The sequence below is a fragment of the Chryseobacterium jejuense genome, from assembly GCF_900100075.1.
GTDB classification, from domain to species: domain Bacteria; phylum Bacteroidota; class Bacteroidia; order Flavobacteriales; family Weeksellaceae; genus Chryseobacterium; species Chryseobacterium jejuense.
In genome coordinates, this window is the sequence record NZ_FNEG01000002.1 from 777,596 (window position 1) to 800,911 (window position 23,316).

Annotated in this window: 23 protein-coding genes; 11 read left to right on the forward strand and 12 right to left on the reverse strand. The window is 36.1% G+C overall.

From position 1 onward, the window contains the following. Positions 1-97: 97 nt before the first annotated feature. Together BLS98_RS08940 and BLS98_RS08945 are read right to left on the reverse strand one after the other, a co-directional pair. Positions 98-319, reverse strand: a complete 222-nt coding sequence (locus BLS98_RS08940) for a DUF2795 domain-containing protein (RefSeq protein WP_002662059.1) — start codon at positions 317-319, stop codon at positions 98-100. 136 nt (positions 320-455) lie between these two features. After that, entirely contained in the window at positions 456-1,484 is a 1,029-nt protein-coding gene (locus BLS98_RS08945) for a GDP-mannose 4,6-dehydratase (RefSeq protein ID WP_089735621.1), read from the reverse strand. Between the two features lie 90 nt (positions 1,485-1,574). On the opposite strand from BLS98_RS08945, the gene BLS98_RS08950 reads away from it, so the two are divergent. Together BLS98_RS08950 and BLS98_RS08955 are read left to right on the forward strand one after the other, a co-directional pair. After that, complete coding sequence (locus BLS98_RS08950; RefSeq protein ID WP_089735622.1) at positions 1,575-2,372, forward strand: DUF2797 domain-containing protein; 798 nt, start codon at positions 1,575-1,577, stop codon at positions 2,370-2,372. 33 nt (positions 2,373-2,405) lie between these two features. Further along, entirely contained in the window at positions 2,406-5,063 is a 2,658-nt protein-coding gene (locus tag BLS98_RS08955) for an AsmA family protein (protein ID WP_089735624.1), read from the forward strand. 116 nt (positions 5,064-5,179) lie between these two features. Here the strand turns inward: BLS98_RS08955 and BLS98_RS08960 are convergent, their stop codons facing one another. Next, complete coding sequence (locus tag BLS98_RS08960; RefSeq protein WP_089735626.1) at positions 5,180-5,530, reverse strand: hypothetical protein; 351 nt, start codon at positions 5,528-5,530, stop codon at positions 5,180-5,182. A gap of 174 nt (positions 5,531-5,704) precedes the next feature. Between BLS98_RS08960 and BLS98_RS08965 the strand changes: the two genes are divergently transcribed. Both BLS98_RS08965 and BLS98_RS08970 read left to right on the forward strand, forming a co-directional pair. Beyond that, positions 5,705-5,899 carry a hypothetical protein gene (locus BLS98_RS08965; RefSeq protein WP_045492359.1) on the forward strand — a complete coding sequence of 65 codons (195 nt, stop codon included), beginning with the start codon at positions 5,705-5,707 and terminating at the stop codon, positions 5,897-5,899. 122 nt (positions 5,900-6,021) lie between these two features. Beyond that, complete coding sequence (locus BLS98_RS08970) at positions 6,022-7,068, forward strand: PA0069 family radical SAM protein (RefSeq protein ID WP_089735628.1); 1,047 nt, start codon at positions 6,022-6,024, stop codon at positions 7,066-7,068. Positions 7,069-7,107: 39 nt separating this feature from the next. Here the strand turns inward: BLS98_RS08970 and BLS98_RS23790 are convergent, their stop codons facing one another. Both BLS98_RS23790 and BLS98_RS23260 read right to left on the reverse strand, forming a co-directional pair. After that, positions 7,108-7,326, reverse strand: coding sequence for a bacteriocin-like protein (locus BLS98_RS23790; RefSeq protein WP_449384767.1), 219 nt, complete (start codon positions 7,324-7,326; stop codon positions 7,108-7,110). Positions 7,327-7,424: 98 nt separating this feature from the next. Further along, positions 7,425-7,592, reverse strand: a complete 168-nt coding sequence (locus tag BLS98_RS23260; protein ID WP_167356191.1) for a bacteriocin-like protein — start codon at positions 7,590-7,592, stop codon at positions 7,425-7,427. A 228-nt stretch (positions 7,593-7,820) separates the two neighbouring features. Here BLS98_RS23260 and BLS98_RS08975 point away from each other — a divergent pair, with 228 nt between their 5' ends. Continuing rightward, on the forward strand, positions 7,821-8,087 hold the full coding sequence (locus tag BLS98_RS08975) for a hypothetical protein (RefSeq protein WP_089735631.1): 267 nt from the start codon (positions 7,821-7,823) through the stop codon (positions 8,085-8,087). A gap of 52 nt (positions 8,088-8,139) precedes the next feature. On the opposite strand, the gene BLS98_RS08980 is transcribed toward BLS98_RS08975, so the two are convergent. Beyond that, positions 8,140-9,090, reverse strand: a complete 951-nt coding sequence (locus BLS98_RS08980) for an isopenicillin N synthase family dioxygenase (RefSeq protein ID WP_089735632.1) — start codon at positions 9,088-9,090, stop codon at positions 8,140-8,142. 84 nt (positions 9,091-9,174) lie between these two features. On the opposite strand from BLS98_RS08980, the gene menD reads away from it, so the two are divergent. After that, positions 9,175-10,851, forward strand: a complete 1,677-nt coding sequence (gene menD, locus BLS98_RS08985) for a 2-succinyl-5-enolpyruvyl-6-hydroxy-3-cyclohexene-1-carboxylic-acid synthase (protein ID WP_089735634.1) — start codon at positions 9,175-9,177, stop codon at positions 10,849-10,851. Here menD and BLS98_RS08990 read toward each other — a convergent pair. Beyond that, entirely contained in the window at positions 10,848-11,474 is a 627-nt protein-coding gene (locus BLS98_RS08990; RefSeq protein WP_089735636.1) for an aminotransferase class IV, read from the reverse strand. The genes menD and BLS98_RS08990 overlap by 4 nt on opposite strands. Next, the gene (locus BLS98_RS08995) at positions 11,458-12,435 is read right to left on the reverse strand and encodes an aminodeoxychorismate synthase component I (protein ID WP_089735638.1); all 978 of its coding nucleotides are present in this window, start codon (positions 12,433-12,435) and stop codon (positions 11,458-11,460) included. The genes BLS98_RS08990 and BLS98_RS08995 overlap by 17 nt, the downstream gene beginning before the upstream one ends. A gap of 44 nt (positions 12,436-12,479) precedes the next feature. Between BLS98_RS08995 and BLS98_RS09000 the strand changes: the two genes are divergently transcribed. The 4 genes from BLS98_RS09000 (at position 12,480) to BLS98_RS09015 (ending at position 15,351) form a co-directional block, all read left to right on the forward strand. Then, on the forward strand, positions 12,480-13,205 hold the full coding sequence (locus BLS98_RS09000; protein ID WP_089735640.1) for a hypothetical protein: 726 nt from the start codon (positions 12,480-12,482) through the stop codon (positions 13,203-13,205). A gap of 73 nt (positions 13,206-13,278) precedes the next feature. Continuing rightward, complete coding sequence (locus BLS98_RS09005) at positions 13,279-14,010, forward strand: beta-carotene 15,15'-monooxygenase (protein WP_089735642.1); 732 nt, start codon at positions 13,279-13,281, stop codon at positions 14,008-14,010. 16 nt (positions 14,011-14,026) lie between these two features. Beyond that, positions 14,027-15,103 carry an AI-2E family transporter gene (locus BLS98_RS09010; RefSeq protein WP_089735644.1) on the forward strand — a complete coding sequence of 359 codons (1,077 nt, stop codon included), beginning with the start codon at positions 14,027-14,029 and terminating at the stop codon, positions 15,101-15,103. 20 nt (positions 15,104-15,123) lie between these two features. Then, positions 15,124-15,351 carry a DUF3820 family protein gene (locus tag BLS98_RS09015; protein ID WP_089735755.1) on the forward strand — a complete coding sequence of 76 codons (228 nt, stop codon included), beginning with the start codon at positions 15,124-15,126 and terminating at the stop codon, positions 15,349-15,351. A 77-nt stretch (positions 15,352-15,428) separates the two neighbouring features. On the opposite strand, the gene uvrB is transcribed toward BLS98_RS09015, so the two are convergent. From uvrB to BLS98_RS09030, 3 genes are all read right to left on the reverse strand, one after another. Then, positions 15,429-17,420: an excinuclease ABC subunit UvrB gene (gene uvrB / locus BLS98_RS09020; protein ID WP_089735646.1), complete on the reverse strand. Its 1,992-nt coding sequence runs from the start codon at positions 17,418-17,420 to the stop codon at positions 15,429-15,431. Positions 17,421-17,609: 189 nt separating this feature from the next. Then, positions 17,610-18,926, reverse strand: a complete 1,317-nt coding sequence (locus BLS98_RS09025) for a M56 family metallopeptidase (protein ID WP_167356192.1) — start codon at positions 18,924-18,926, stop codon at positions 17,610-17,612. 83 nt (positions 18,927-19,009) lie between these two features. After that, positions 19,010-19,381 carry a BlaI/MecI/CopY family transcriptional regulator gene (locus BLS98_RS09030; RefSeq protein ID WP_089735650.1) on the reverse strand — a complete coding sequence of 124 codons (372 nt, stop codon included), beginning with the start codon at positions 19,379-19,381 and terminating at the stop codon, positions 19,010-19,012. A gap of 105 nt (positions 19,382-19,486) precedes the next feature. Between BLS98_RS09030 and BLS98_RS09035 the strand changes: the two genes are divergently transcribed. Beyond that, positions 19,487-20,704 (forward strand): PQQ-dependent sugar dehydrogenase, encoded by a 1,218-nt coding sequence (locus BLS98_RS09035; protein ID WP_089735652.1) that lies wholly within the window; start codon positions 19,487-19,489, stop codon positions 20,702-20,704. 79 nt (positions 20,705-20,783) lie between these two features. Here the strand turns inward: BLS98_RS09035 and BLS98_RS09040 are convergent, their stop codons facing one another. Then, positions 20,784-23,222, reverse strand: coding sequence for a TonB-dependent receptor plug domain-containing protein (locus BLS98_RS09040; RefSeq protein ID WP_089735654.1), 2,439 nt, complete (start codon positions 23,220-23,222; stop codon positions 20,784-20,786). Positions 23,223-23,316 lie beyond the last annotated feature (94 nt).

Below are 23,316 nucleotides of genomic sequence, written 5' to 3' on the forward strand. Positions count from 1 at the left end.
ATGCTTTAAGCGTTTTAATGACACGCTTATCGTGTAAGTTAATATATAAAAAAGGGCAAAAAAGCTCTAAGCTCGCAGCCTAAAGCTTATCGCTTTATTAATATTCGTCCTCGTTCCAAAGGAAATCCTCGTCTGTTGGGTAGTCACTCCAAACTTCTTCGATAGATTCATAGATTTCTCCTTCATCCTCAATTGCCTGAAGGTTTTCAACTACTTCCATAGGAGCACCAGTTCTGATTGCGTAGTCAATAAGCTCTGCTTTTGTCATTGGCCAAGGTGCGTCACTTAGATATGAAGCTAATTCTAATGTCCAGTACATAATTTTCTAATTTTTTGCAAAAGTATAAAAATAGGTTGTATAATAAACTTTTTTATACTTGATTTTCAATTCTTTTTATAATATTTTCTTGTAAATCACTGTCACCAACTGCATGGCAGCCATGTCAGCAATTTTACTATTGTCGTTTTCTCAAAAACCATTCCACAAATTTTTTTATGCCATTTTGGAAGTCTGTGTCAGGTTTATATCCTATTAATTCCCTTGCTTTGGTAATATCGGCATTGGTTTTTGTGACATCTCCCGGCTGCATTGGCAGAATTTTTTTCTGGGCTGTCACTTTCATTGCGTCTTCTATAGTGGATACCATCTCTGTTAAAGCTACCACCTGACTTTCTCCTAAATTAAGGATTTCATATACATTGGAATTGTTTTCCAGGTAGAGGACAGATTTGGTAATTCCATCAATAATGTCATCAATATACGTATAATCTCTTGCAGTTGTTCCATCACCATAGAAGGGAATTTCCATACCTTCCGACATGAGCTTTGTAAACTTATGGATGGCAAGATCCGGCCGTTGTCTTGGTCCATATACGGTAAAGAACCTTAGCTGGATCATATCAATGTGATAAAGATTATGATAAACATGGCCTAAAATTTCTCCACACTTTTTCGTTGCTGCATAGGGAGAAATAGGATTGTCTACATTGTCGGTTTCTGCAAAAGGGATTTTTTCATTGTTTCCGTAAACACTTGATGAAGAAGCGCAAATAAATTTTTTGATATGGAAGTCTTTACACAACTCCCAAAGATTCATAGTGCCACGAACATTTACTTCTTCATACTCCAGAGGTCTTTCAATAGAGGGGCGAACACCGGCTAATGCGGCCAGATGAATCACCATATCAATAGGGTGGTTTCTGAAAATGTTTTCAAGTCCTTTTTTATCTCTGATATCCTGATAATAGAGGGTGTATTTATCAGAATTAGAGAGAGAAACCAGACGTTGAATGTCAGTCTCTTTATCAGAGAATTCGAAATCCGAAATTCTATCAATAGACTCTAAAGTATTTTTAATTTTTATCTGATAGCTATAGAAATCATCAAAATTGTCAATGTTTATGACAGAATGTCCATTTCTTAATAATTGTTCAACTAAATGGGAACCGATGAACCCGCTACCGCCTGTTACAAGATAAATCATCAATGGTTTTTTATGAATACAAAAATATAAATTTTACTTTTTGAAAAATATAATCATTAAATTTACGTAAAAAAGTAATATAAATATAATATGCAGTTTCAAGGGCAAATTTTAAAAATGATAAGCTACGATGCTAAACCCATCCAATATTATCTGAATCTTTCAGGAGATTTGATTCATGTTAATGAGTTGTTGGGAAAAGAATTAAGCATTAAGCATGTAGGGTTTCAATGTGTAAACTGTGGTGAGAATAAACCTATTTATAGAATGGGTTTCTGTAAAAGCTGCTTTTTTGAAAGTCCCTATGCAAGTGAGACCATTATTCGTCCGGAGCTTTCAACGGCACATTTAGGGGTTGCAGAACGTGACTTGGAAGTGGAAAAAGAAATTCAGCTTCAACCTCACACGGTGTATCTGGCGTACACCGGAGATGTAAAAGTAGGAGTGACCAGAAATACTCAGATTCCTACAAGATGGATTGATCAGGGAGCAACTTTTGCTTTGCCTATCGCAAGGACTGAAAACCGTTATGAAGCGGGGATGATAGAAGTTGCCCTAAAAGAACATGTAGCAGATAAAACAAACTGGAGAAAGATGCTTCAGGATGACTTTGAAGGAGAAGTAGATCTTGCAGATTTCAGACAGAAGATTAAAGAATATTTCCCTGAGGATTTCCAGAAGTTCTACAGTGAAGGAGAAGAGCTCTGGGCATTTGATTATCCATTTGAAAAACCGGAGAAAGTAACTTCATTTACTTTAGATAAAAAGCCTGAGTTTACCGGAAGACTTACTGGAGTAAAAGGACAGTATCTTGGATTTGAAGGCGGAAACTTTATCAATGTAAGAGGACATGAAGGATATGTGATAGAGTTGGAAATCAAAAATTAATGTTTTTAAAAGAGAATCAACCAAATCACAAATATGAAAAAATGGGTTAAAAGACTATTAATCAGTTTCGGAATCCTGGCAGGACTTCTTCTTGCTGCGAATTTCGGGCTGAATTTTTGGCTTAAAACCCAGCTGCCTGAGTACATCAAAAACAATACGGATTATAAAGTTTCCTACAAAAGCCTGGATGTAGATCTTAGCACGGGAAACATTTTGGCAACAGGAATTTCAGTCAACAGTAAAGACCCACAAAATACTGGTGTCATTGGGATCCAGGGAACTGTTGATACATTAAAAGTCAGTCGTTTTGGGATTTACGATGCTATTTTCAATAAAACAATAAGTTCATCTGATGTATTGCTGGCAAAACCAAACCTGAATATCATCCTTGCAAAACCAGCAGACCAAAAAACCGGAAAAAAAAGAAATCCTGTCTCATTTGAAAATATCCGGATCAATGAAGGGAAACTTACTGTTTTTAAACATACCAAACAGAAATTTTTGTCAGTCCAACAACTTGATCTAGTGGTAGAAAATCTGCAGATGACAGAAGGGTCTGCAGAAGATAAGCTGCCTGTTGCTTTTGACCGATATAGTATTAAAGGGCAAAACTTCTTTTTCAGACCGGCAGATGTATATGCTGTTACTATTAGTTCCATCAAGACTACGGATGGGCAGATGGCTGTTGAGAATTTTAAACTTATTCCGCTCTTGTCTTTTGCTCAGTTTAAAAGGTTTTATCCTCAAAAAACTCAGCTTTTTGAATGTACCATTCCCAAAATGGAATTTAAAGATGTTGTTTTAAATAAAAATAAAGTTTCTCTTTCTGATGCAGATTTTCAAACCCCGGTTTTTACGGTTTACAATACCGGTGTGAAAACTGCTCAAAAAGAAAAGAAGAAATCGGACTTTGAAGTTCATTTGGAGAACATAAAGTTTAGAAATGCTGTAGTTCAAATTAACAAGGCTGACGGAAGCAGGCATTTGTCTGCAGGAAACCTGAATTTAAATATCAATCAGCTTGCATTCAACAAAGAAACGGCTGAGCAGGTAATTCCGGTTGGGTATAAAGACTTTACATTCTCCGGAAAAGATATCATGTATACTGATCATCAGAATATTGCTATTGGAAGCGTTGCTTTGAAGCCTACTAGCGGAGAAATTAGAGATCTTTCCTTAACTCCTGGTGTTCAAGCCAGCGGAAAAACAACAATGGATTTAAAATCCAATCATATTGCCTTTAATATTAATAAGCTGGAATTCATTAATAAAAAGCTGAATCTTGATGTTAAAGACATTCTGGTTGAAAATGCAAACGGAACAATAAACGCAGGGGAGAATAAACAAAAGAAAAGCACCAATCCCGGAATTTTACAGTCTGCCATCATAAGAAAAGTTTCTTTGAAGAACTCGAATCTTATTTATGATAAAGGAAAAGAACCATTAGCGTTCCATGATTTAAACGCCACTGTAAATGGTATTGAAATAGGCCCGAAAGCAAATAGTAAAGAACTTTCTTTTACCATAAAAGATTATTTTCTGACTACTCGTAATTTTGCTTATAAAACTCGGTTTTACAATATCAGCCTTGGGCTTTTAAAGCTGAATAAAAATAAAATCCAGATCAATAATTTTGCAATGAAACCTCTCGTTTCGAGAAATCAGTTTATCAAAATGATACCCGTGGAGAGGGATTTATATGATTTGAAGGCTGGCCAGGTGACGGCTGAAGGAGACTGGGATCTATTTTCAGATCATAAGTTTATTAACGCCTCTCATGTTGTAATTCAGTCTGCGGATGCTAATATTTTCAGAAGTAAAATTCCAAAGGATGACCCGAAGATTAAACCTTTATATTCCAAATTGCTTCGTTCTATTAAAATTCCTATGAATATCAATACTCTGGATCTGAAGAATTCTGTTTTGGTATACGAAGAAGATACTCCTGAAAGTATGGGACCTGGTAAACTTACATTCAGCAACTTTACTATGAATGTTAAAAACCTGAATTCGGCAAAAGCAAAAGGAAAATCTACCAAAGTGGACATCAATATCCATTGTTCATTCATGAACTTATCACCGCTTTCTGTAAACTGGGGCTTTGATGTTGCAGATCAGCATGATGCTTTCACCATCTCAGGAAAAACGTCGAACCTTCCCGCGAATGGAATCAATCCGTTTATCAGGCCTTATCTGCATGTGACGGCTACGGCTGGAACCATTCAGGAAATGCTGTTTAATTTTAAAGGAAATCCTGCCGGATTGCATGGGACATTTAATTTAAAGCATAAAGACCTCAAGATTGCTGTTCTGAACAAAAATAATCATGAAAAGAAAGGCTTTTTAACAGCGGTGGCTAATGTTTTCTTAAAATCGAACTCTGGGAACTATCCGGAATCGGTGATGGTGGAGAATGTGGAACGCGATCCTACAAAATCCTTCTTTAATCTTTTCTGGAAGGGAATTGAACAGGGACTGAAGAAAACACTTATTGGTAAAAATGTTGAAAAAACGGAACAGAAAGTTAAAAATGCGGTTTCTTCAGTGAAGGAAATGAAACAATCTGTAAAAGGTATTAAAGAAGAAATCAAACAGAAAAAGAATGCTTCTCAACCTCAGGAAGAAAAAAAAGAGAAGAAAGGTTTTTTAAATGGTATTTTTAAAAAGAAAGATAATGCTGAAGAGAAATAATTTTTTAAACCATTAAAGTATAATTATAAGCTGATCTTTTCAATGGGCACGAAATCAATTTTACATTAATTAAAATAGCCTTAATGGTTTAAAAAATTAATATTGCATTTCAATATTTAAAAATTGAATTCATCACTTTCGTGAATGGGGATGTCTCTCAGAAATTCATCAAATTTATCTCCGGGATAATTGCTGTCGGCTCCATAAGAATCTATAATCATTCCGCGATTTCCGGCATTATCTTTTACCACATATAATACGGCATTGTCATCAGGATTACTATCTCCTTCAAAGCGGTATGTTTTTAAAATAGTCAGTTCAGAAGGAGTATAAATTTTTTCAGAGTTTTCAAATTTCATCTCACAGCTTTCATTCATTCTGAATTCCCTCTGTATTCCTCTCTCAGATAGTGTTTTCATTACCTGGCTTAAGGTGGTCATTTGATCAATGTTTTCTGGATTTTCCATAATATTATTTTTGTTGATTAGTACAATAATTAAACCATTGCTTTTCTAAAGATAAGAAAAATAGCGGATTATAATTTTCTTAAAAATAGTGTTTAATGTTAACAAAATTTATAATTCGGAAAAAAGAAATAGGTACACTTTTTGCAATACTCATCACAATAAATCAAAGAAAATATGAAAAAAGAAGTTGGAGTTTTACTGGCAGGAGGAGTAGGTCTTTTGGCAGTATTAAGTTTAATAAGTATCAAGAAAATTTTGACTAAAAAAGATAAAAAATATAGTGATAATTATTCAGATTATCACAGACACTTTGATGAAAAGAACCACGACGATGAAACACACGGAGTGGAATTTTACGCGCTGAAGTAGTAAAAAAATATATTAAATTATGTTTAAATCCAACGCTTTTGAAAGTGTTGGATTTTTTTGTGGAAAACTTAAATGTTAAAGTTCATTATTTTATAAGAAATCCATTCTAATTTTACATCAGAATGTCAAACGAAAATTTCATAAAAGGTCAGGGAGCTCAGCGAAACGTTATCAACCGTTTCGACAGGTATACCTATGAGCCTGATGATGAAGATTTCGAAACTGTGAAGACCTCTTTTACTGAAGTTTTTCCAAAAACGATTGTAAATCAGGTGAAAAGTGAGGATCTTCCCATGGAGTATTCTATGAATCCTTATCAAGGTTGTGAACATGGCTGTTCCTATTGCTTTGCCAGACCTACCCATGAATATTGGGGTTACAGTGCCGGAATTGATTTCGAAAGAAAGATCATGGTGAAGAAAAATGCTCCTGAACTGTTGGAGAAATTTTTTCAGAAAAGAGGCTATAAAGCGGCTCCTATTTTACTCTCTGGAAATACAGACTGCTATCAGCCTGCTGAAAGACAATTTGAAATAACCAGAAAACTTCTGCAGGTTTGTCTGGATTACAGACATCCTGTCAATATTCTGACAAAAAACGCATTGGTACTGAGAGATTTGGATATTTTAAAGCCAATGGCGGAACAAAATCTTGTTTCTGTTTCTCTAAGTATTCCTACCATCAACGAAGAACTGAGAAGAAAGATGGAACCGAGAACGAGTTCTGCTCCCAATAAATTAAAGGCTATTGAAATTTTGTCAGAAAATAAAATTCCAGTTCACGTCATGGTGGCACCAATTATTCCCGGATTGAACAGCGATGAGCCTTTAAATATTCTGAAATCTATTTCTGATGCAGGTGCCTTAGGATTTGGATATACGCTGGTAAGACTGAATGATACTGTAGAACCTGTTTTTGTTAATTGGATTGAATCTCACTTCCCGGACAGGGCACAAAAAGTATTGAATTTGATCCGGTCTATGCGTGGTGGAAAGTTGGGTGATAAAAGATATTTTGAAAGACAAAGAGGAGAAGGGAATATTGCCGAAATGATTCACACAACCTTTAAAATAGGTAGGAAAAAGTTTTTTGATGGAAAAGAGTTCCCTAAACTGTCAACCGCCAACTTTACAGGGACAAAGGATCAGCAATTGAGATTGTTTGATTAGAATATATGAAAAACGCTCCAAAAGGAGCATTTTTTTGTTCTAATAAATAATTGGTTGTTCACCATCGGGGCAAAAGAATTCTAACCTACATAATGCTTTGTACTGTATTCCATCACTGCACCCATAAAAGCATTCTCCAGGATAAGGGAAACTTATTCCTCCGGAAATTGTCTTCAACTTGCCTTTACTTAATTTCTTTAAATTTTTCATATTGTTTGATTTTGGTTTAAATAAAGATATGAAAATATTATTAAGCATTTGTTTATGAGTTGTTTATTTCATTGCTGTGCTGGAATGCTGGAAAATAGAAAAACCGCTTCAGAAGAAACGGTTAATTGCATTTTTCATAACAGATCTTACATTATTTCGACTCCTCCTGTAACAGGGCATTGGAAATCATCACGGCAAGCTGCACAAATGATGGTACCATTACAGGCATACAGACAGTATTCAACCCCTGGGAAATTAGCTCCTCCAGCGATGTCTTTTAGCTGGTCTTTTCTTAGTTTTTTTAGATTTTTCATATAGTTTTAATTAAAAATTTGATAGTAAAACAAAATTAATTAAAATATTATCAATTAAATGAAATGATATGTGTTAAAATGTAGAATTTATTTAAAATATTACTAGAAAACTCAATTGAGTGTGAATTTTAATGGTAAATATTTGAATTTTAAGTAAATAAGTTCTAATTTTAGTGAAGCGGTATCCGAAAAGCTTAGAGAGTAGGAAAAAACTAAACATCAATAACTATGAAAAATTTCAAAAAACTTTCCAGAGATGAACAAAAGAAAATGATTGCCGGTGATATAGGACCGGCCTATTGTTTTGAAGGCGGAGGACCAGGTGAAGGTGGTTGCGGAGTAGGAATGATCTGTTCGGGAGGAAAATGTGTACCTTATGTTGGTGATCCCGGAGGAGGAGGGCCTGGAGGAGGAGCCAGTTACACCTGTATCTGTCCGTGGGGTACTTTCACACAACCTACTCCTTGTCCAGAGTTTTATTGTATAACAGGATAAAAAAAGCGGCTGCCTCATTTGAGGTAGCCGACTTCTTATCATTATATTGATATTACTTTTTAATCAATCCTAATTCGATCAATCTTTCATGTAAGAATTCTCCTGCTGTAGTGTCTTCGTATAACTTTGGATTGTTTTCGTCTACACAGTTGTCAAGAGCGTTTAATGACATGGCACTCACTGGGTGCATAAAGAAAGGAATTGAAAATCTTGAAGTGCTCCATAATTCTCTTGGCGGGTTTACCACTCGGTGAATCGTAGATTTCAGTTTATTGTTGGTATGTCTAGATAACATATCACCAACATTAATCATCAATTCATCTGGTTCTGCAATAGCATCAATCCATTCTCCGTTGTGGTTCTGAACCTGAAGACCTTTTCCTTGTGCTCCCATTAAAAGGGTGATAAGGTTAATGTCTCCGTGAGCTGCTGCTCTTACCGCATCATCTGGTTCTTCAGTGATTGGCGGATAGTGAATAGGTCTTAAGATTGAGTTTCCTTCTGCGATTTTGTCGTCAAAATAGAACTCATTTAAACCAAGGTGTAAAGCTAATGCTCTTAAAACATACTGTCCTGTTTTTTCAAGCATTTGGAAGGCTTCTTTACCTACTTCGTTGAATTTTGGAAGTTCATCAACGATAACATTGTCTGGATACTCAGCTTTGTATTTTGAATCATCAGTCAGATACTGACCAAAGTGCCAAAATTCTTTTAAGTCTCCTTTTTTGAAACCTTTTGCAGTTTCTTTACCGAATCCTACATACCCTCTCTGGCCACCAATTCCTGGAATCTCATACTTCTGTTTCGTTTCCACTGGTTGGTCAAAAAAGTTTTTTACCTCTCCATATAAATCTTCTACAAGGTTGTCATCAAGAAAGTGGCCTTTTAAGGCTACAAAACCAATTTCTTCATAAGCTTTTCCGATTTCATTTACAAATTTCTGTTTGCGTTCCGGGTTGTCCGAAAGGAAATCACGCAGGTCTACACTAGGTATTTTATCCATTTTTAGAAATTTACGAATAGCAAAATTACATTTTTTTTAAATTAAATGATTTTAAAATCATTATTTATAAGTTAAATTTGCTGTATGAAAAAATATTCTTCTAAGAGAAGTATCCAAATACTTGCACATCTTCTTCAGCAGTACGGAATTGCAGATGTTGTAATTTCACCTGGATCAAGGAATGCTCCTTTAGCGATTCATTTTTCAGAAATAGACAGCTTCAATTGCTACAGTATTGTAGATGAAAGAAGTGCTGCCTTCGTGGCAATGGGAATGGCTAAGAGTGAGAAAAAACCAGCAGCAATTACTTGTACCAGCGGATCCGCAGTAGTTAATTACTATCCTGCCATTACAGAAGCTTTTTATCAGAATATTCCGCTTTTAGTTTTAACAGCTGATAGACCAACGGATTTTGTTGATATTTTTGATGGGCAGACGATCAGACAGAAGGATGTTTTTCATCAGCATTCTTACGGAGACTTTCAATTGCTGGAAGACAGTAAGGAGAATGCAGAAGATATTAATTTTGACATTATTAAAAAGGCAATCGAGCTTTGCTTTGAAAAGCAGGGACCGGTACATATCAATATTCCTTTGGAAGAGCCATTGTATGAATTGGTATCAGAGCTTCCAACCTTTCCTACGGTTGAAAAAACAATCAAGCATAAAGATTATGAGATCCCATCCAATCTTATTGCAGAATGGCATACCTCTCAGAGAATCATGTTATTGGTAGGAACAAGAGATTATAGCCCGGAACTGGAAAATCAATTGACACAATTGGTTAAAAATCATTCTGTTGTTGTATTAAGTGAAGCGAATTCAAATTTGCATCACGAGAAGTTTTTCAGGCATATAGACCGCTATATCTTCAATTTTACAGAAGAAGATTTTAAAAAGTATGCTCCGGATTTATTGATTACGGTAGGACAGAATGTGGTATCTAAAAAAGTAAAGCAGTTCCTTAGAAGTGCAAGACCAAAACAACACTGGCATTTGGATGAAGTTTGGCAGCCGGATACTTACTTCTCTCTGACAGAAAAAATAGAGGTAAAACCGGAAGTATTCTTTTCTAAATTATTGAAATTCATTAATCTGGAACCAAGACCTTATTTCAATCTTTGGGATGTTCTGAGAGATAAAAAAGATGCGAAACACCAGCAGTTTTTAAACACCGTTGAATTCTCAGATTTTTATTTTTTCAATAAAGCGTCACAAACAGTTCCTGAAAATTATAATATTCACTTTGCTAACTCTTCAGCGATCAGATATGCACAGCTGTTTGATTTCGGTAAGAGAAAAATGTATTGCAACAGAGGAACCAGTGGGATTGATGGTTCCACTTCTACAGCAATGGGCTTTGCCATTAAAAATGCCAATCCTACATTGTTAATTACAGGAGATCTAAGTTTCTTCTATGATATCAACGGTCTTTGGAACCAATATATTCCTCCTTTTGTAAGAATCATAATTTTCAACAATGGGGAAGGAAATATCTTTAAAATTATTCCGGGACCTGGAAATGCCAATCCAAATACCCTGGATGAGTTTATCGCAACCAAACACCGTAAACATGCTGAACATCTGGCTAAGCATTTCGGATTCTCTTACATCAAGGTGGAAGATGACCTTACGCTAGACAGAGTATTGGAAAATTTCTTCAAGCCGGATGCACAACCAAAAATTCTGGAAGTGAATACTTATGGGAAGAACAGTGCTGATGTTCAGAAAGCTTACTTTAATTTCATGAAGGAAAACTAAAGATCGAGGTATTCTTCATTTCCCGGAAGATTTTTGATTCTGTGAATAGGATAAATGAACATATCATCAAAATCATTTAGTGCATTAATAATTTGGAAGTGGGAAAATTGCTTTATGTTTTGTAAGGTAATTTCCGCTTCTTTAATTTTTTTCTGCTTTAGAAGATGCTGTCTTTGGACTCCATTCAGAAGGAAAGAATTTGGGGTAAACCAATCCTTACCTTTTAAAAATAAAAGATTGGAGAAAGAAGTATCGGTGATATGATTATTCTTAACAATGATGATTTCCTCAGCCTTAGACTTCATTTTCATCTTATCCAGTTCCTTGCGGTCTTCAAATTTGAAGGAGTAATCGAAGCTGTTATTTTCCACCAATTGGAAATCCTGAATCTCAGGAATAGCATACGGAATCATCTGAGTTCTGATCCTTTTATCCAGATCATAAGAAATTCTAAGCTTGAAAAGTCCGTCCTCATCATGCTCCAGGTTTTTGTAGATCTTGGCCAGGTCAATAGATCCCTCTTTTCCAAAGTGGGAAAATGTTTGATTAACACGTTTTTGATGGAGTTCCAATAGAAAAACCTCCTGATCTTCTACCTTAATGCTTTCAATGAATTGGGACATAGATTTTATTTTTCATTTCCTGATATTCGTCTTCTAATTTACTCATGTGCGTTATACCGCCTCCGCTTTTGAAATAGAGCTTCTCGCCTTCTTTTTCAATAAAACGTATCATTACACAGCTGTCGACATTTTTACCATCGAACCAGCCGCAAACTCCTGTGTAGTATCCTCTGTCATAACCTTCTGCTTCCTGAATTATTTCCAGTGTTTTAGGCTTTGGGGCTCCTAAAATAGAGCCTGCAGGGAGAAGCTTCTGCATAATACTTCCTACTTTTCCGTCGAATTCAGGTTTTACTATTCCTGAAATTTCCGAACTCATAGCATACAAATTTTTCTGCCGGGTTTTGAGGAAGTCAATATGTTGAAACTGATCTACACGTACATTATCTGCTACCATGCTCAGGTCATTGCGGAGTAAATCTACTACCGTATAATGCTCGGCTTTTTCCTTAGGGTCATTCTTCAGGATTTCCGCTGCATTTTCTATGGAGGCATCGATGGTACCTTTCATAGGATAGGTTAAAATTTTCCCGTCAATAATCTTCACAAAAGTTTCAGGAGAAAAAAATACAAAAAAATCTTTATAAAAAACCTTGTATTTGGCTTCGGAGTGATAAAAAATTTCTTCAAGACTTAAATTAGTCTCAATTTTGGTTTTCCGGGTGTAGTTTACCAGATAAGAATTTCCGAGACGAATATTTTTTTGAACTTTATCAAATCCTATTTTAAAGCTTTCCAGAGTTTCCGGAAAGGATTTCCATTCTACTTTTTTATTTAGCGTGTGTGCTTTTTTTGAGGATGAAAATGATTGAAAATCAATTAATAAGCCTGATTTTTCAATCTCGCTTTCCTGATAGATTTCAACATTCTCTGAGAGGAAGTCGATAACAAAGAAATAGGGAACCTTCTGAAGAGAAAGTTCGTCCATTTCCATAAATTTTTGATGATTCACTGAAAACATTCCGCAAAAATAATTATTGATGTTTACTTTTGCATAAAATTTTTATGATGCAGAGTAAATATCCTCAGAAACCGGGAATTGATTTTATATTGAAGCAGGCTTTTTTCTACTGGAATAAAACACTGGTTTTTCAGTTGATGTTTTCAATGATCTTTTTTGGAATTTTTCTTACTTCCGTGTTCTTTTTTGGGAACTGGTATGGAATATGGGAGCAAAATCAAGTATTGACAGAAGCTTTAAAAGAAGGAACAAAGGCTTATATGGCTAAGATTGCGGAGCTAAGTGCCACAGAAGGGTATCAGATGTTTACCCTTGCGATCTGGGCTAGCACAGCGTTTCTGTATCCTTTGAATCTTGGAATGTTCCAGATCTTCAGAAAACTTGATCTTAAAGAGAAAATTGAACTCGGGGATTTATTTGTAGGGTATAACGGAATTAACTTTTTTAAATACCTGGGATATTATCTTTTCTGGTTCATGATCTACAGACTTACGTTTCCTACGATTCTTCTGGCAATTATCTGGGTAGCAGTAACGGTATTCGTAGCGCCACTCATGTTTTTTACCAATAAAAGAATATTTGAAGCGATTTCTTTAAACTTTAAAGCCCTTAGAATGTATTTTGTAGAAATCATGGTGTGTGTATTTGTTGCTGTTTTGTTTAAATATTTGGGCTTCAGTTTGTTTTTGATAGGAGGCCTTTTTACATTTCCTTTCTGGAATGCTATGATTTATTCAATGTATAAAACAATATTTTCTGAGAAAAGCTAAAATTCAACCCGGTTTAATGTGTTTTTTTATCAAAAAAAGTTAAATTTGGTAAAATCATTAAAATATTTAAACTATGTCTGAATTTAACGAATTTGATCAACAAGGTTCTGTTCCCAATAAGGAAACAGGGTCAATTATTTCTCACGCTTTCGAAATGTATAAAGGGGTCTTGGGCTACGCTGTGGTTGCTATGATCGTTTATATGTTGGGTGGATATATAATCCAGCTTGTTTTTGGGATTGATTCTGCTTCCATGGTGGAAGAAATGAGAGAGTCTGGAGGGAACTTTAACTACTGGAGCACTCCGGGACTTCCATTGTATATGGGAGCGTCCAGTCTTTTTGGACTGCTATTGTCTCCTTTGTATGTTGGTTTGATCTACATAGTAAATAAATACAATACTAAGAATCCTATTGAGTTTTCTGATCTTTTTATCGGATACCGTCAGAATTTTGTAAATATTCTTATTTACAGCTTACTTACGTGGCTTATTTCTTCTGTTGCCCTGGCATTGTGTGTGATACCTGTATTTTTCGTGTATCCTCTTCTATTAATTGGATATCCTATTCTATTATTTGAAAATGCTTCGGCTACAGATGCTTTATCGAAGTCTTTTAATATTGCAAAAGAAAATTATGGAACGTTCCTGGCAACAGGTCTTTTAGGAGTATTAATTTCAATGGCGGGAATCATTCTATGTGGAATCGGACTTATTTTAACAGCTCCGTTCATTATGATCGTAATGTATTCTACATACTGCGCTTTTGTAGGAAAGCCAAGACAGATCATACATACAAAACAATAAGATAAAATAATATTTGATGAATAAAGACAATCAAATAAGCAGTGTTGCCATAAAGCAGGTCTCTTTGCTCGCCATTATTTTGGTGCTGGCAGGTTTAATCTGCTTTAATCTTGCATTGTTTATTCCATCAGTTTTAGGAGCTATTACCATTTATGTAGTCTGTAGAAAATATAACTTCTATCTTCAGGAAGAAAAGAAGTGGAAATCTTCTCTAGCCGCTTTTGTATTAATGCTGGGGAGTCTTATCATTCTGATCCTGCCTATTTATTTTATCGCCGATTTGATTATCGATAAATTAGGGAATGCACAGGCTTATATGGATAAATTCAATGTGTTTTTAGATAAAATACATTCTTATATCGAATCAAAAACAGGTTTTGATATTCTGAGTCAGGAAAATATGAATAAGCTGAAAAATTTTGTAGGGAAATTCTCTACTTCAGCACTAAGTGGGACATTCAATACCCTTACGGTAGTGATGTCTATGTACTTTATTCTATATTTTATGCTGGATAAACCAAGGCTGTTTGAGAGAATTTTAACTAATTCGGCACCTTTAAAGCGATCAAATGTTTCATTATTAGGCGAAAAACTAAGAAAACTGATTATGGCGAATGCTATAGGAATTCCTGTAGTTGCTATTGGTCAGGGGATCGTATCTCTTATTGGCTATCTGATATTCGGAGCTCCGGGAGCAGTTCTGCTTTTTGCTTTAACCGCGGCGGCTTCTGTTATTCCGGTTGTGGGAACAGCTATTGTGTATGTACCTGTTTGTATCTTTATGATTGCAGAAGGGAATACGGCACAAGGAATTGGTCTTGCAATCTATTGTGTAGTGGTAGTAGGACTTACAGATAACCTGCTTCGTTTTACCCTTTTAAAGAAGCTTGAAAATATCCATCCTCTGAATACCGTTTTTGGAATTATCATGGGAATGAACCTGTTTGGCTTTATGGGACTTATTTTTGGTCCTATTCTGATCTCACTAACCCTTCTTTTGATACAGGTATACAGAAATGAGTTTACGGATGAGAATACTCCTCCTGATCTGGAATTACCCAATCAGGCTGAAGTAAATGATAAATTGATTTAATTATATAAAAAGTGGAAGGAATAAATCCAGAAATATTAAAAGAAATCTGCGTATTTAAAATGCCGTTTGGTAAATACGAAGGAACAGTTTTAGCAGATCTTCCTATCAGTTACCTTGAATGGTTTCACCGAAGTGGAATGCCTAAAGGAAAGCTGGGAATGCAGTTGGCAACAATCTATGAGATCAAATTGAATGGATTGATGGAGCTGCTAATACCTATCAGAGCTTCGGTAAGAAATGGATTGTAAACATAAGAACATTCTGTTTTTGATATACAGTATCGGCGGCTTCGAAGAAGCTGCCGATACTTTTTTATTAAGTATTTTTAATCTTTCAAAGCAGCAATTTCATCCCTTAGTTTAGCCGCTTTAATGAAGTCAAGGTTTTTGGCCGCAGCTTCCATTTCTTTCTGCTTCTGTTCGATCATTTTTTCAACATCTTCACTGGCATAGGTAGCTTTAACTTCGGCAACCTTTTGAAGAATTTCTTTCTGAGTGTACTTTTCATCAGGGAAATCTTTACTTCTTCCAACCAGATTTTCAGAAATCTTTTTATTCAGAGCCGTTGGTACCATGCCGTTATCTTCATTATACTTCATCTGCTTGGCACGGCGGTATTCAGTTTCATCCAATGTTGCCTGCATAGATTTAGTGATTTTATCGGCATACATAATCGCTTTTCCGTTGATATTCCTTGCCGCACGACCTACCGTCTGTATCATAGATCTTCTGCTTCTCAACATCCCTTCTTTATCCGCATCAAGAATAGCTACTAAGGAAACTTCCGGTAAGTCTAGCCCCTCTCTTAATAAGTTTACTCCAATTAAGACATCAAAAAGTCCTAAACGCAGATCCTGCATGATCTGAATACGTTCCAACGTTTCTACATCAGAGTGAATATACCGTGTTCTGATCCCGAATTTTGTAAAATATTTGGTTAATTCCTCAGCCATTTTTTTGGTTAAGGTAGTTACCAGAACTCTTTCATCGGCATCGGCTCTTTTTTGGATCTCTTCCATTAAATCATCAATCTGATTTAAACTTGGCCTTACTTCAATAATTGGGTCAAGAAGTCCTGTTGGGCGAATAATTTGTTCAATATAAGCTCCTCCTGTTCTTTCCAGTTCATAATCTGCCGGAGTAGCGGAAACATAGATAACCTGATTTTGTATAGCCTCAAATTCCTCAAACTTTAAAGGTCTATTATCCATAGCAGCAGGAAGTCTAAAGCCATATTCAACCAAAGATTCCTTTCTGCTTCGGTCACCACCATACATGGCGTGAACCTGAGGAACAGTTACATGGCTTTCATCTATAACCATTAGGAAGTCCTTAGGGAAATAATCAATCAGGCAGAAAGGTCTTGTACCGGGAAGTCTGCCGTCAAGGTATCGGGAATAGTTTTCAATCCCTGAGCAGTAACCCAATTCTTTTATCATTTCAAGATCCAGCTCTGTTCTTTCCTGAAGTCGTTTTGCTTCCAGTGGCTTCCCTATAGAGCTGAAAAAATCAACCTGTTTCAGCATGTCATCCTGAATATCTTTAATGGCTCCATTTAAAGTCTCCTTTGAGGTCACAAAAAGATTAGCAGGGTAAATCTGTATTTGATCAAAATTATCTTCTACATTGCCGGATACAGGGTCAAAGCTTTGAATTTTTTCAATTTCATCTCCGAAAAACTGAATCCTGATTGCGTTATCGGCATAGGCTGGAAAAACATCAATGACATCTCCCTTTACACGAAACGTTCCCCTTTGAAATTCATTTAAAGTTCTTGCATATAAAGCATTCACTAGAGAATGGAGTAATGCCGTTCTTGTAACTTTTTCGCCAATAGCAATGGAAATTAACGATTTGTGAAACTCTGTAGGATTCCCAATACCATAAATACAGGAAACAGAAGCCACAATCAAGACATCTCTCCTTCCTGAAAGAAGGCTTGCAGTAGCAGAAAGACGTAATTTTTCAACTTCTTCATTAATACTCAGATCTTTTTCAATATAAGTTCCGGTGGTGGCAATATAAGCTTCCGGCTGATAGTAGTCATAGTAACTTACAAAATACTCTACCGCATTTTCCGGAAAGAATTCTTTAAACTCCATGAAAAGCTGTGCCGCCAGCGTTTTATTATGGGCTAGAACCAGAGTAGGGCGCTGAACATTTTGAACAACATTGGCAACTGTAAACGTTTTTCCGGATCCGGTTACCCCTAGAAGAGTCTGGTATTTTTCACCAATCTCTATTCCAGCAGTTAATTTATCGATAGCTTGGGGCTGATCCCCGGTGGGTTTATATTCTGATTGAAGCTTAAAATCCATAAGAAAAGAATGTATAGAACAAAAATACGAAAGAAATTATTAGGCATGATAAAGTTTTGATGATGAATATTTTGGTGTCAAAACTATTGCTGATTGTTTGGGTAGCTTTCGTTTCTTTTTGAAAAGATGGATTTAAGTGAAAATATCAAATTAAGAAATAAAAAAAAGCGCTTTAAAAGCGCTTCGTTCTCATGGTTGTATGAAGTTCATGGTTGCCGGAACCTTTAACACTGATGCGATGGGTTGTCCATCTTTTGTTGCGGGTTTCCAACTTGTTTCATTGTTGATCGCTGTCACCGTTCTTAGCAGTTCCTTATTGAAAAGGTCGTTGTCTCCTGAGGTCGTCACGTTGGTAACCTTTCCTGTTTGGTCTATGTGAATATAGGCTGTTGCTTTTATCACCCCTTTTATAGATTGAAGCGCACTTACATCCATAGTTTTACCTATCTGAGCTCTAAGGACTGCCATACTGCCTGGATACTCTGCACTGACAAAATTTGCGTCTTCCTGGTTGTTTGTGTTTTTACCTTCTTGGCTTTTTTTCGGAGAAATTGTGTCAGTGACAGATTTTATAGTTTCCTTCTTTAATGCTATGGGAGCAGCAGGATTGTTTTTCTGAAGAACATCTTCAGGGATACTTTTCATAAAATACTGGACAACTTTTGGCGCTTCAGTATTGGTCGTTTTCTCATGTATATTGGTAGATAAATCTGTATTGTTCTCAGACTTAACAGATGTATTGGCATAAGTTCTTTCTGAAAGGAGTGCTGTGGCAGTCATGAGCGTAATGATGCCTATAGTTTTTCGTAATAAACTGAATTTTGTTTTTTGAGCTTTCATCATGATAAATCGTTTTTTGGTGTTGTTAAAATTAAGAGAATGGGTAAACGTCATATTTTGGCTGCCCATAAGTTCATCCAGAATAAGGTTCTGGTATTCCCTAAGGTTGAACTGATTCTTCAGCACAGCTTCATCTGCTAAAAATTCATGATTTGAAATGATTGCATTTTTATATAGATAAAGAGCAGGGTTGAACCATGTGAAGATTTTTGCAAGATGTATAAGTAGGAGGTCTATACTATGCATTTGATCAAGATGGCTTTTCTCGTGAAGAAAAATTCTTGGATCAATGGTATCATTTTTCAGATACTCTTTTCCCATATAGATGGTATTCCAAAAGCTAAATGGGGATAGATTCTTCTGAGTGAGTATAACATTGTAACTTTGGTATATACGTTTTTCTCCCTGTATTCTTTTAATGGTTATGATAGCTAAAAAGCTTTTAATCAATATAAAAAGAGTGACCACTGCATAGATTATCCATACCATATTTGTCCAATTAAAATTCTCCTGTTTAGTTTGTACTATGGAAACATACTGTGCTGCTTCCTCAATAATCAGTTGTGGATGAGTTATTTTTGGGGCCTGTACGGTAAATGTAATGAATGGAATTACATAGGATAGGATCAGTGAGCTCAACAGATAGACACGATTGAATCTATACATTTTCTCTTTTTCCAAAAACAAGTAATATACCGCAATGAAAAGCGATGAGCACAGAATTATTTTTAGAATAATAGGTAACATAGCTATTCTTTTATCTGATCGTCAATAATATCACGAAGTTCCTTCAACTGCTTTTGGCTAAGTTTGGCATTTGACGTAAAAAAAGAAGCAAACTGTGCTACAGAGCTGTTGAAAAAACGGTCAATCATAGAAGTCATTTCTTCCTTGAAATACTCTCCTTTCTCTACCATTGGATAGTATTCACGGGAGTTTCCATATAATTTGTAACCTACAAGTTCCTTATTTTGCATTCTTTTCAATAAGGTTGCTATTGTAGTGGCTGCTGGCTTAGGATCCGGATAGGCTTCCAGAATATCCTTCATGAAAATATTCTTTCTCTCCCAAAGAATATCCATAAGAACTTTTTCAGAATCAGTTAGTTTAATCTCTTTCATTCTACAATGTTGTAATTTGTTCTACAAATGTAGAATAAAAATTTAATTAGGCAAACTTTATATCATTATTTTTCCATATCTTTTCAAGTATCTAATCATAATGTAATGAAAATCAATCAATTTTATATCCCACTGCTGAGTGTTATTCTCACTTTATCTTCATGTAAAAAGAATAATGCGCATGCACAGCAGGTTGGAAATGATGGCAGTGTAGAGACCGAAAAGCCTAATTCTGAGTATCAGCCTGCATTTAAAGGGCAGACAAGAATTAAGGCAGTGAAAACAAATACAGCCTATAATGTTGAGATATTGAATAAAGACCTCGGGAGACCTTGGGGAATAATTAACTTACCGGATGGGAGATTCCTCATTACAGATAAGAAAGGATACATGAATGTGGTTTCAAAGGATGGAAAACAGATTACAAAAATAGAAGGCTTTCCAAAGGTAGATGCAAAAGGCCAGGGTGGAATGCTTGATGTAGCTTTGGATCCTGATTTTACAACCAATTCCATTATTTATTTCAGCTTTTCAGAACCCTTTGGAAAAGGGAACCTGACCTCTGTGGCTAAGGGAAAGTTATCAGATGATCTTAAATCTATTGAAGAAGTGAAAGTGATTTTCCGGGCAGAGCCATCATATGATGGAGACAAACATTATGGAAGCAGGCTGGTTTTTGATAAAGACGGAAACTTATTCGTCAGTACAGGGGAGAGATCTGATAAAGTAACAAGAGTTTATGCTCAGAAAACGGATAATTATTTAGGTAAAATCATAAAAATCACAAAGGACGGACTACCGGCTCCAGGAAAACCATTCGTAGGGAAACAGGGATATAAGCCTGAAATTTATGCGTATGGAGTGCGTAATCCTCAAGGTTTGGCTATTGATCCAAACGGGAATCTCTGGGATGTGGAAATGGGGCCAAGAGGCGGTGATGAAATTAATCTTATTCAACCTGGAAAAAACTATGGCTGGGGAGATGTAACCTATGGTATTGAATACTCCGGGGCTAAAGTAGGAGATGGCATTACTAAGAAAGAAGGAACGGAGCAACCGGTTTATTATTGGGATCCGGTAATTTCTCCGAGTGGAGTTACTTTCTATACCGGGAATGTAGAAGAATGGAAAGGAAATCTTTTTATTGGATGCCTAAGTGGTGAACATATCAACAGAATCGTGATGAAAGATAACAAAGTAATAGGAGAGGAGCGCCTTCTGGCAGATCAGAATGAACGGTTCAGAGATGTTCTGGACGGGATAGATGGAAATCTCTATGCTGTAACAGATAGCGGAAAACTGTATAAAGTTTCAAAGAAATAAAAAATGCCAGCTGAAGATGTTCAGCTGGCATTTTTGTAAGGAAGCAGGAAAAGTGAAGTTCTTCCATCTTCCAATCTTATCAAAACTTAAAATTAAGTCTGGCAAAAACCTGTCTACCTGCAAATCCCATTTGCACAGGGTCAAAAATTCCACCAGCTTCTGTATTTCCATCACTTACGTGTGCGCTTTGCAAGGTTGGGTATCTGTTGAATACATTTTTGCTTCCCAAAGTAAAGTTGAGGTTGTTTGAAATCTCATATCCAAAAGAGATATCGGTTGTTACTTTAGGATTGTAAACCTGCTCTGCATCATCATATCCAATTAATGTAACCTTATCAAACCTTACCAGCTGAAGATTCGCATTGAACTTGCTGATCTTATAGTTGAGGTTGAGGTTAATCTTAGTTTTAGGTGCAGAAGCCAGAATAAAAGCTCTTTCTCTTGCGCTTAAATAAACATCTTCTTTACCTTGTAATTTGGGTGAAGTATTGACTTTGGTAATTTCCATGTCATTATAGTTTCCGGCTAATGTTGCCGTTAATTTCCCTGAACCTAAGCTTTCACTATAACTCAGGATAAGGTCAATCCCTTTAGTTCTGGTATCAATAGCATTGGAAAAGAATTGTGCTTGGTCGATATAAGGATAATCAGCTTGTACATCTGCAGGTAAATCGTCTCTTGAGAAATTCCCTGTCAGAACAATTCTGTTTTTTACACTGATATAATAGCCATCAATAGTTGCTGTAAACTTACCCGTATTAAAAGTAAATCCGGCACTTCCGTTTACAGATGTTTCCTGTTTCAGCTGTTCTATACCCAATCTGCTGGCGAGATCACTGTCATTAGAAGCCAATTGAATGGTAACCAATTTACCGGCTTGGAAATTCGTGAACTGCTGGCTGTAATACTTCTGTGCAAGAGAAGGAGCCCTGAATCCCGTGGAAACAGATCCGCGGAAGGCAAATTGTGGAGTAATGGCATAGCGCGTGGCAAACTTACCATTTAAAGTACTTCCGAAATCATTGTAATTCTCAAATCTTCCGGCTACACTTATCATCCAGTTTTTAGTAATATCAAGTTCTGTATCTACATAAGCGGCAAAATTATTTCTGTTTTTACCGATATCTGTAGAGTAACCCGGAAATCCCTGTGAACCTCCCGGTCTTATGTTATCGTCTGGATCAGCGAGAGGATTTTTCACTAATAAATTATCTGGAGTATTGGGTGTTACAGGATTTCCATTAATGTCATACATTGTATAGGAAGCAGCCTCACCTTTAATGATATTGAATTTTTCATATCTGAATTCTGATCCGAAGGCAATATTTAGCCCTTCAAGTACTTTAAACTGTCTTACGGCATTAAAGCCTGTTGTATTTTGCAATAATGAATGCCCACCTGCATAAAATTGAGTCGGAGACTTAGTACCTAAAGTTGCATTAACGGTATTGGTAATATCATAAGTAAATCTATTATTTCCAAAGGCATTATAAAAATCTACATCCCAATTGGCTACTTTGAACTTTAAACCATTATCAAAGGTGAAATCACTAATGCTGGTATCTTCAATAGGGTCAAAACCCATCGGGTAGATTTCAGGGATGTTACCATTGGCTTTAGTTGTTCTTGTCCAGGCATAGGCTTTAGTATTTCTATGCGAAAACCCCTGACGGGAATAAAATTTCAGCCCATCAGTTAATGGAAGTTCAATATTTCCGAAGAAATAGACATTTTGAGCTTTTGCATCCCCAAAACGTTGTCTGGGAGCACTATAAACATCTGGGTTAGCATTTCTGATAGCGTAATCTTTGTTGATGAATTCTGCGGTGAAATTTCCGAAGCCTCCTTTGTTTCCAATTTTTGTTCCCAGGTTTCCACTGAAGTCAAAAGTAATTCCATCTACTTTATGATCTGAAACTACATCTTTATTTCCCGGGCTTTTAAAAAGGTTTATTCCATAGAAAGCATTTCCTTCAAACCCTTTATCCCGATCATTAAGGATAACATTGATAACCCCAGCGATAGCATCCGAACCATATTGAGCCGAGGCTCCGTCACGCAGTACTTCTACCCGTTTAATGGCTCCAATGGGAATGGTATTCATATCATACCCGGTATTTCCCCTTCCTTTGGTTCCGAAAAGGTTAATTAATGAAGATTGATGGTATCTTTTTCCATTAAGCAGCAAAAGAGTCTGATCCGGGCCGAGTCCTCTTAATGTAGCCGGATCTACTGCATCAGCACCATCGGATCCTGATTGTTTGTTAGAATTAAAGGAAGGTGCAGAGAACTGTAAAAGCTGGTTCACTTCTACCTGACCTGTAGCCTGACTTACTTGTTTGATATCGATGACATCAATGGGAACGGGAGTATTGATGACGGTTCTTTTCTTGTTCCGGCTTCCGGTAATAGCTACTTCATCTATTTTTGATTCTTTTGTCAGCGTATCTTTTACCTGTTGAGCGTAAGATAGTGAAGATGCCGTAAGAAAAATGATACTTATGTATTTTATCTTCATATTGATAATTTTGAGTGATGGTTAACTCAAAATTATCAATATTTATTTTTAAATCAACACTTAAATTAAATATTTGTTATGAATGTCTTAATTT

Bases quoted from the DNA above. Each gene is read 5' to 3' on its own strand.
- BLS98_RS08940 (WP_002662059.1), bottom strand. From the start codon at position 319: ATGTACTGGACATTAGAATTAGCTTCATATCTAAGTGACGCACCTTGG.
- BLS98_RS08945 (WP_089735621.1), bottom strand. From the start codon at position 1,484: ATGATTTATCTTGTAACAGGCGGTAGCGGGTTCATCGGTTCCCATTTA.
- BLS98_RS08950 (WP_089735622.1), top strand. From the start codon at position 1,575: ATGCAGTTTCAAGGGCAAATTTTAAAAATGATAAGCTACGATGCTAAA.
- BLS98_RS08955 (WP_089735624.1), top strand. From the start codon at position 2,406: ATGAAAAAATGGGTTAAAAGACTATTAATCAGTTTCGGAATCCTGGCA.
- BLS98_RS08960 (WP_089735626.1), bottom strand. From the start codon at position 5,530: ATGGAAAATCCAGAAAACATTGATCAAATGACCACCTTAAGCCAGGTA.
- BLS98_RS08965 (WP_045492359.1), top strand. From the start codon at position 5,705: ATGAAAAAAGAAGTTGGAGTTTTACTGGCAGGAGGAGTAGGTCTTTTG.
- BLS98_RS08970 (WP_089735628.1), top strand. From the start codon at position 6,022: ATGTCAAACGAAAATTTCATAAAAGGTCAGGGAGCTCAGCGAAACGTT.
- BLS98_RS23790 (WP_449384767.1), bottom strand. From the start codon at position 7,326: ATGCTTAATAATATTTTCATATCTTTATTTAAACCAAAATCAAACAAT.
- BLS98_RS23260 (WP_167356191.1), bottom strand. From the start codon at position 7,592: ATGAAAAATCTAAAAAAACTAAGAAAAGACCAGCTAAAAGACATCGCT.
- BLS98_RS08975 (WP_089735631.1), top strand. From the start codon at position 7,821: ATGAAAAATTTCAAAAAACTTTCCAGAGATGAACAAAAGAAAATGATT.
- BLS98_RS08980 (WP_089735632.1), bottom strand. From the start codon at position 9,090: ATGGATAAAATACCTAGTGTAGACCTGCGTGATTTCCTTTCGGACAAC.
- menD (WP_089735634.1), top strand. From the start codon at position 9,175: ATGAAAAAATATTCTTCTAAGAGAAGTATCCAAATACTTGCACATCTT.
- BLS98_RS08990 (WP_089735636.1), bottom strand. From the start codon at position 11,474: ATGTCCCAATTCATTGAAAGCATTAAGGTAGAAGATCAGGAGGTTTTT.
- BLS98_RS08995 (WP_089735638.1), bottom strand. From the start codon at position 12,435: ATGTTTTCAGTGAATCATCAAAAATTTATGGAAATGGACGAACTTTCT.
- BLS98_RS09000 (WP_089735640.1), top strand. From the start codon at position 12,480: ATGATGCAGAGTAAATATCCTCAGAAACCGGGAATTGATTTTATATTG.
- BLS98_RS09005 (WP_089735642.1), top strand. From the start codon at position 13,279: ATGTCTGAATTTAACGAATTTGATCAACAAGGTTCTGTTCCCAATAAG.
- BLS98_RS09010 (WP_089735644.1), top strand. From the start codon at position 14,027: ATGAATAAAGACAATCAAATAAGCAGTGTTGCCATAAAGCAGGTCTCT.
- uvrB (WP_089735646.1), bottom strand. From the start codon at position 17,420: ATGGATTTTAAGCTTCAATCAGAATATAAACCCACCGGGGATCAGCCC.
- BLS98_RS09025 (WP_167356192.1), bottom strand. From the start codon at position 18,926: ATGTATAGATTCAATCGTGTCTATCTGTTGAGCTCACTGATCCTATCC.
- BLS98_RS09030 (WP_089735650.1), bottom strand. From the start codon at position 19,381: ATGAAAGAGATTAAACTAACTGATTCTGAAAAAGTTCTTATGGATATT.
- BLS98_RS09035 (WP_089735652.1), top strand. From the start codon at position 19,487: ATGAAAATCAATCAATTTTATATCCCACTGCTGAGTGTTATTCTCACT.
- BLS98_RS09040 (WP_089735654.1), bottom strand. From the start codon at position 23,222: ATGAAGATAAAATACATAAGTATCATTTTTCTTACGGCATCTTCACTA.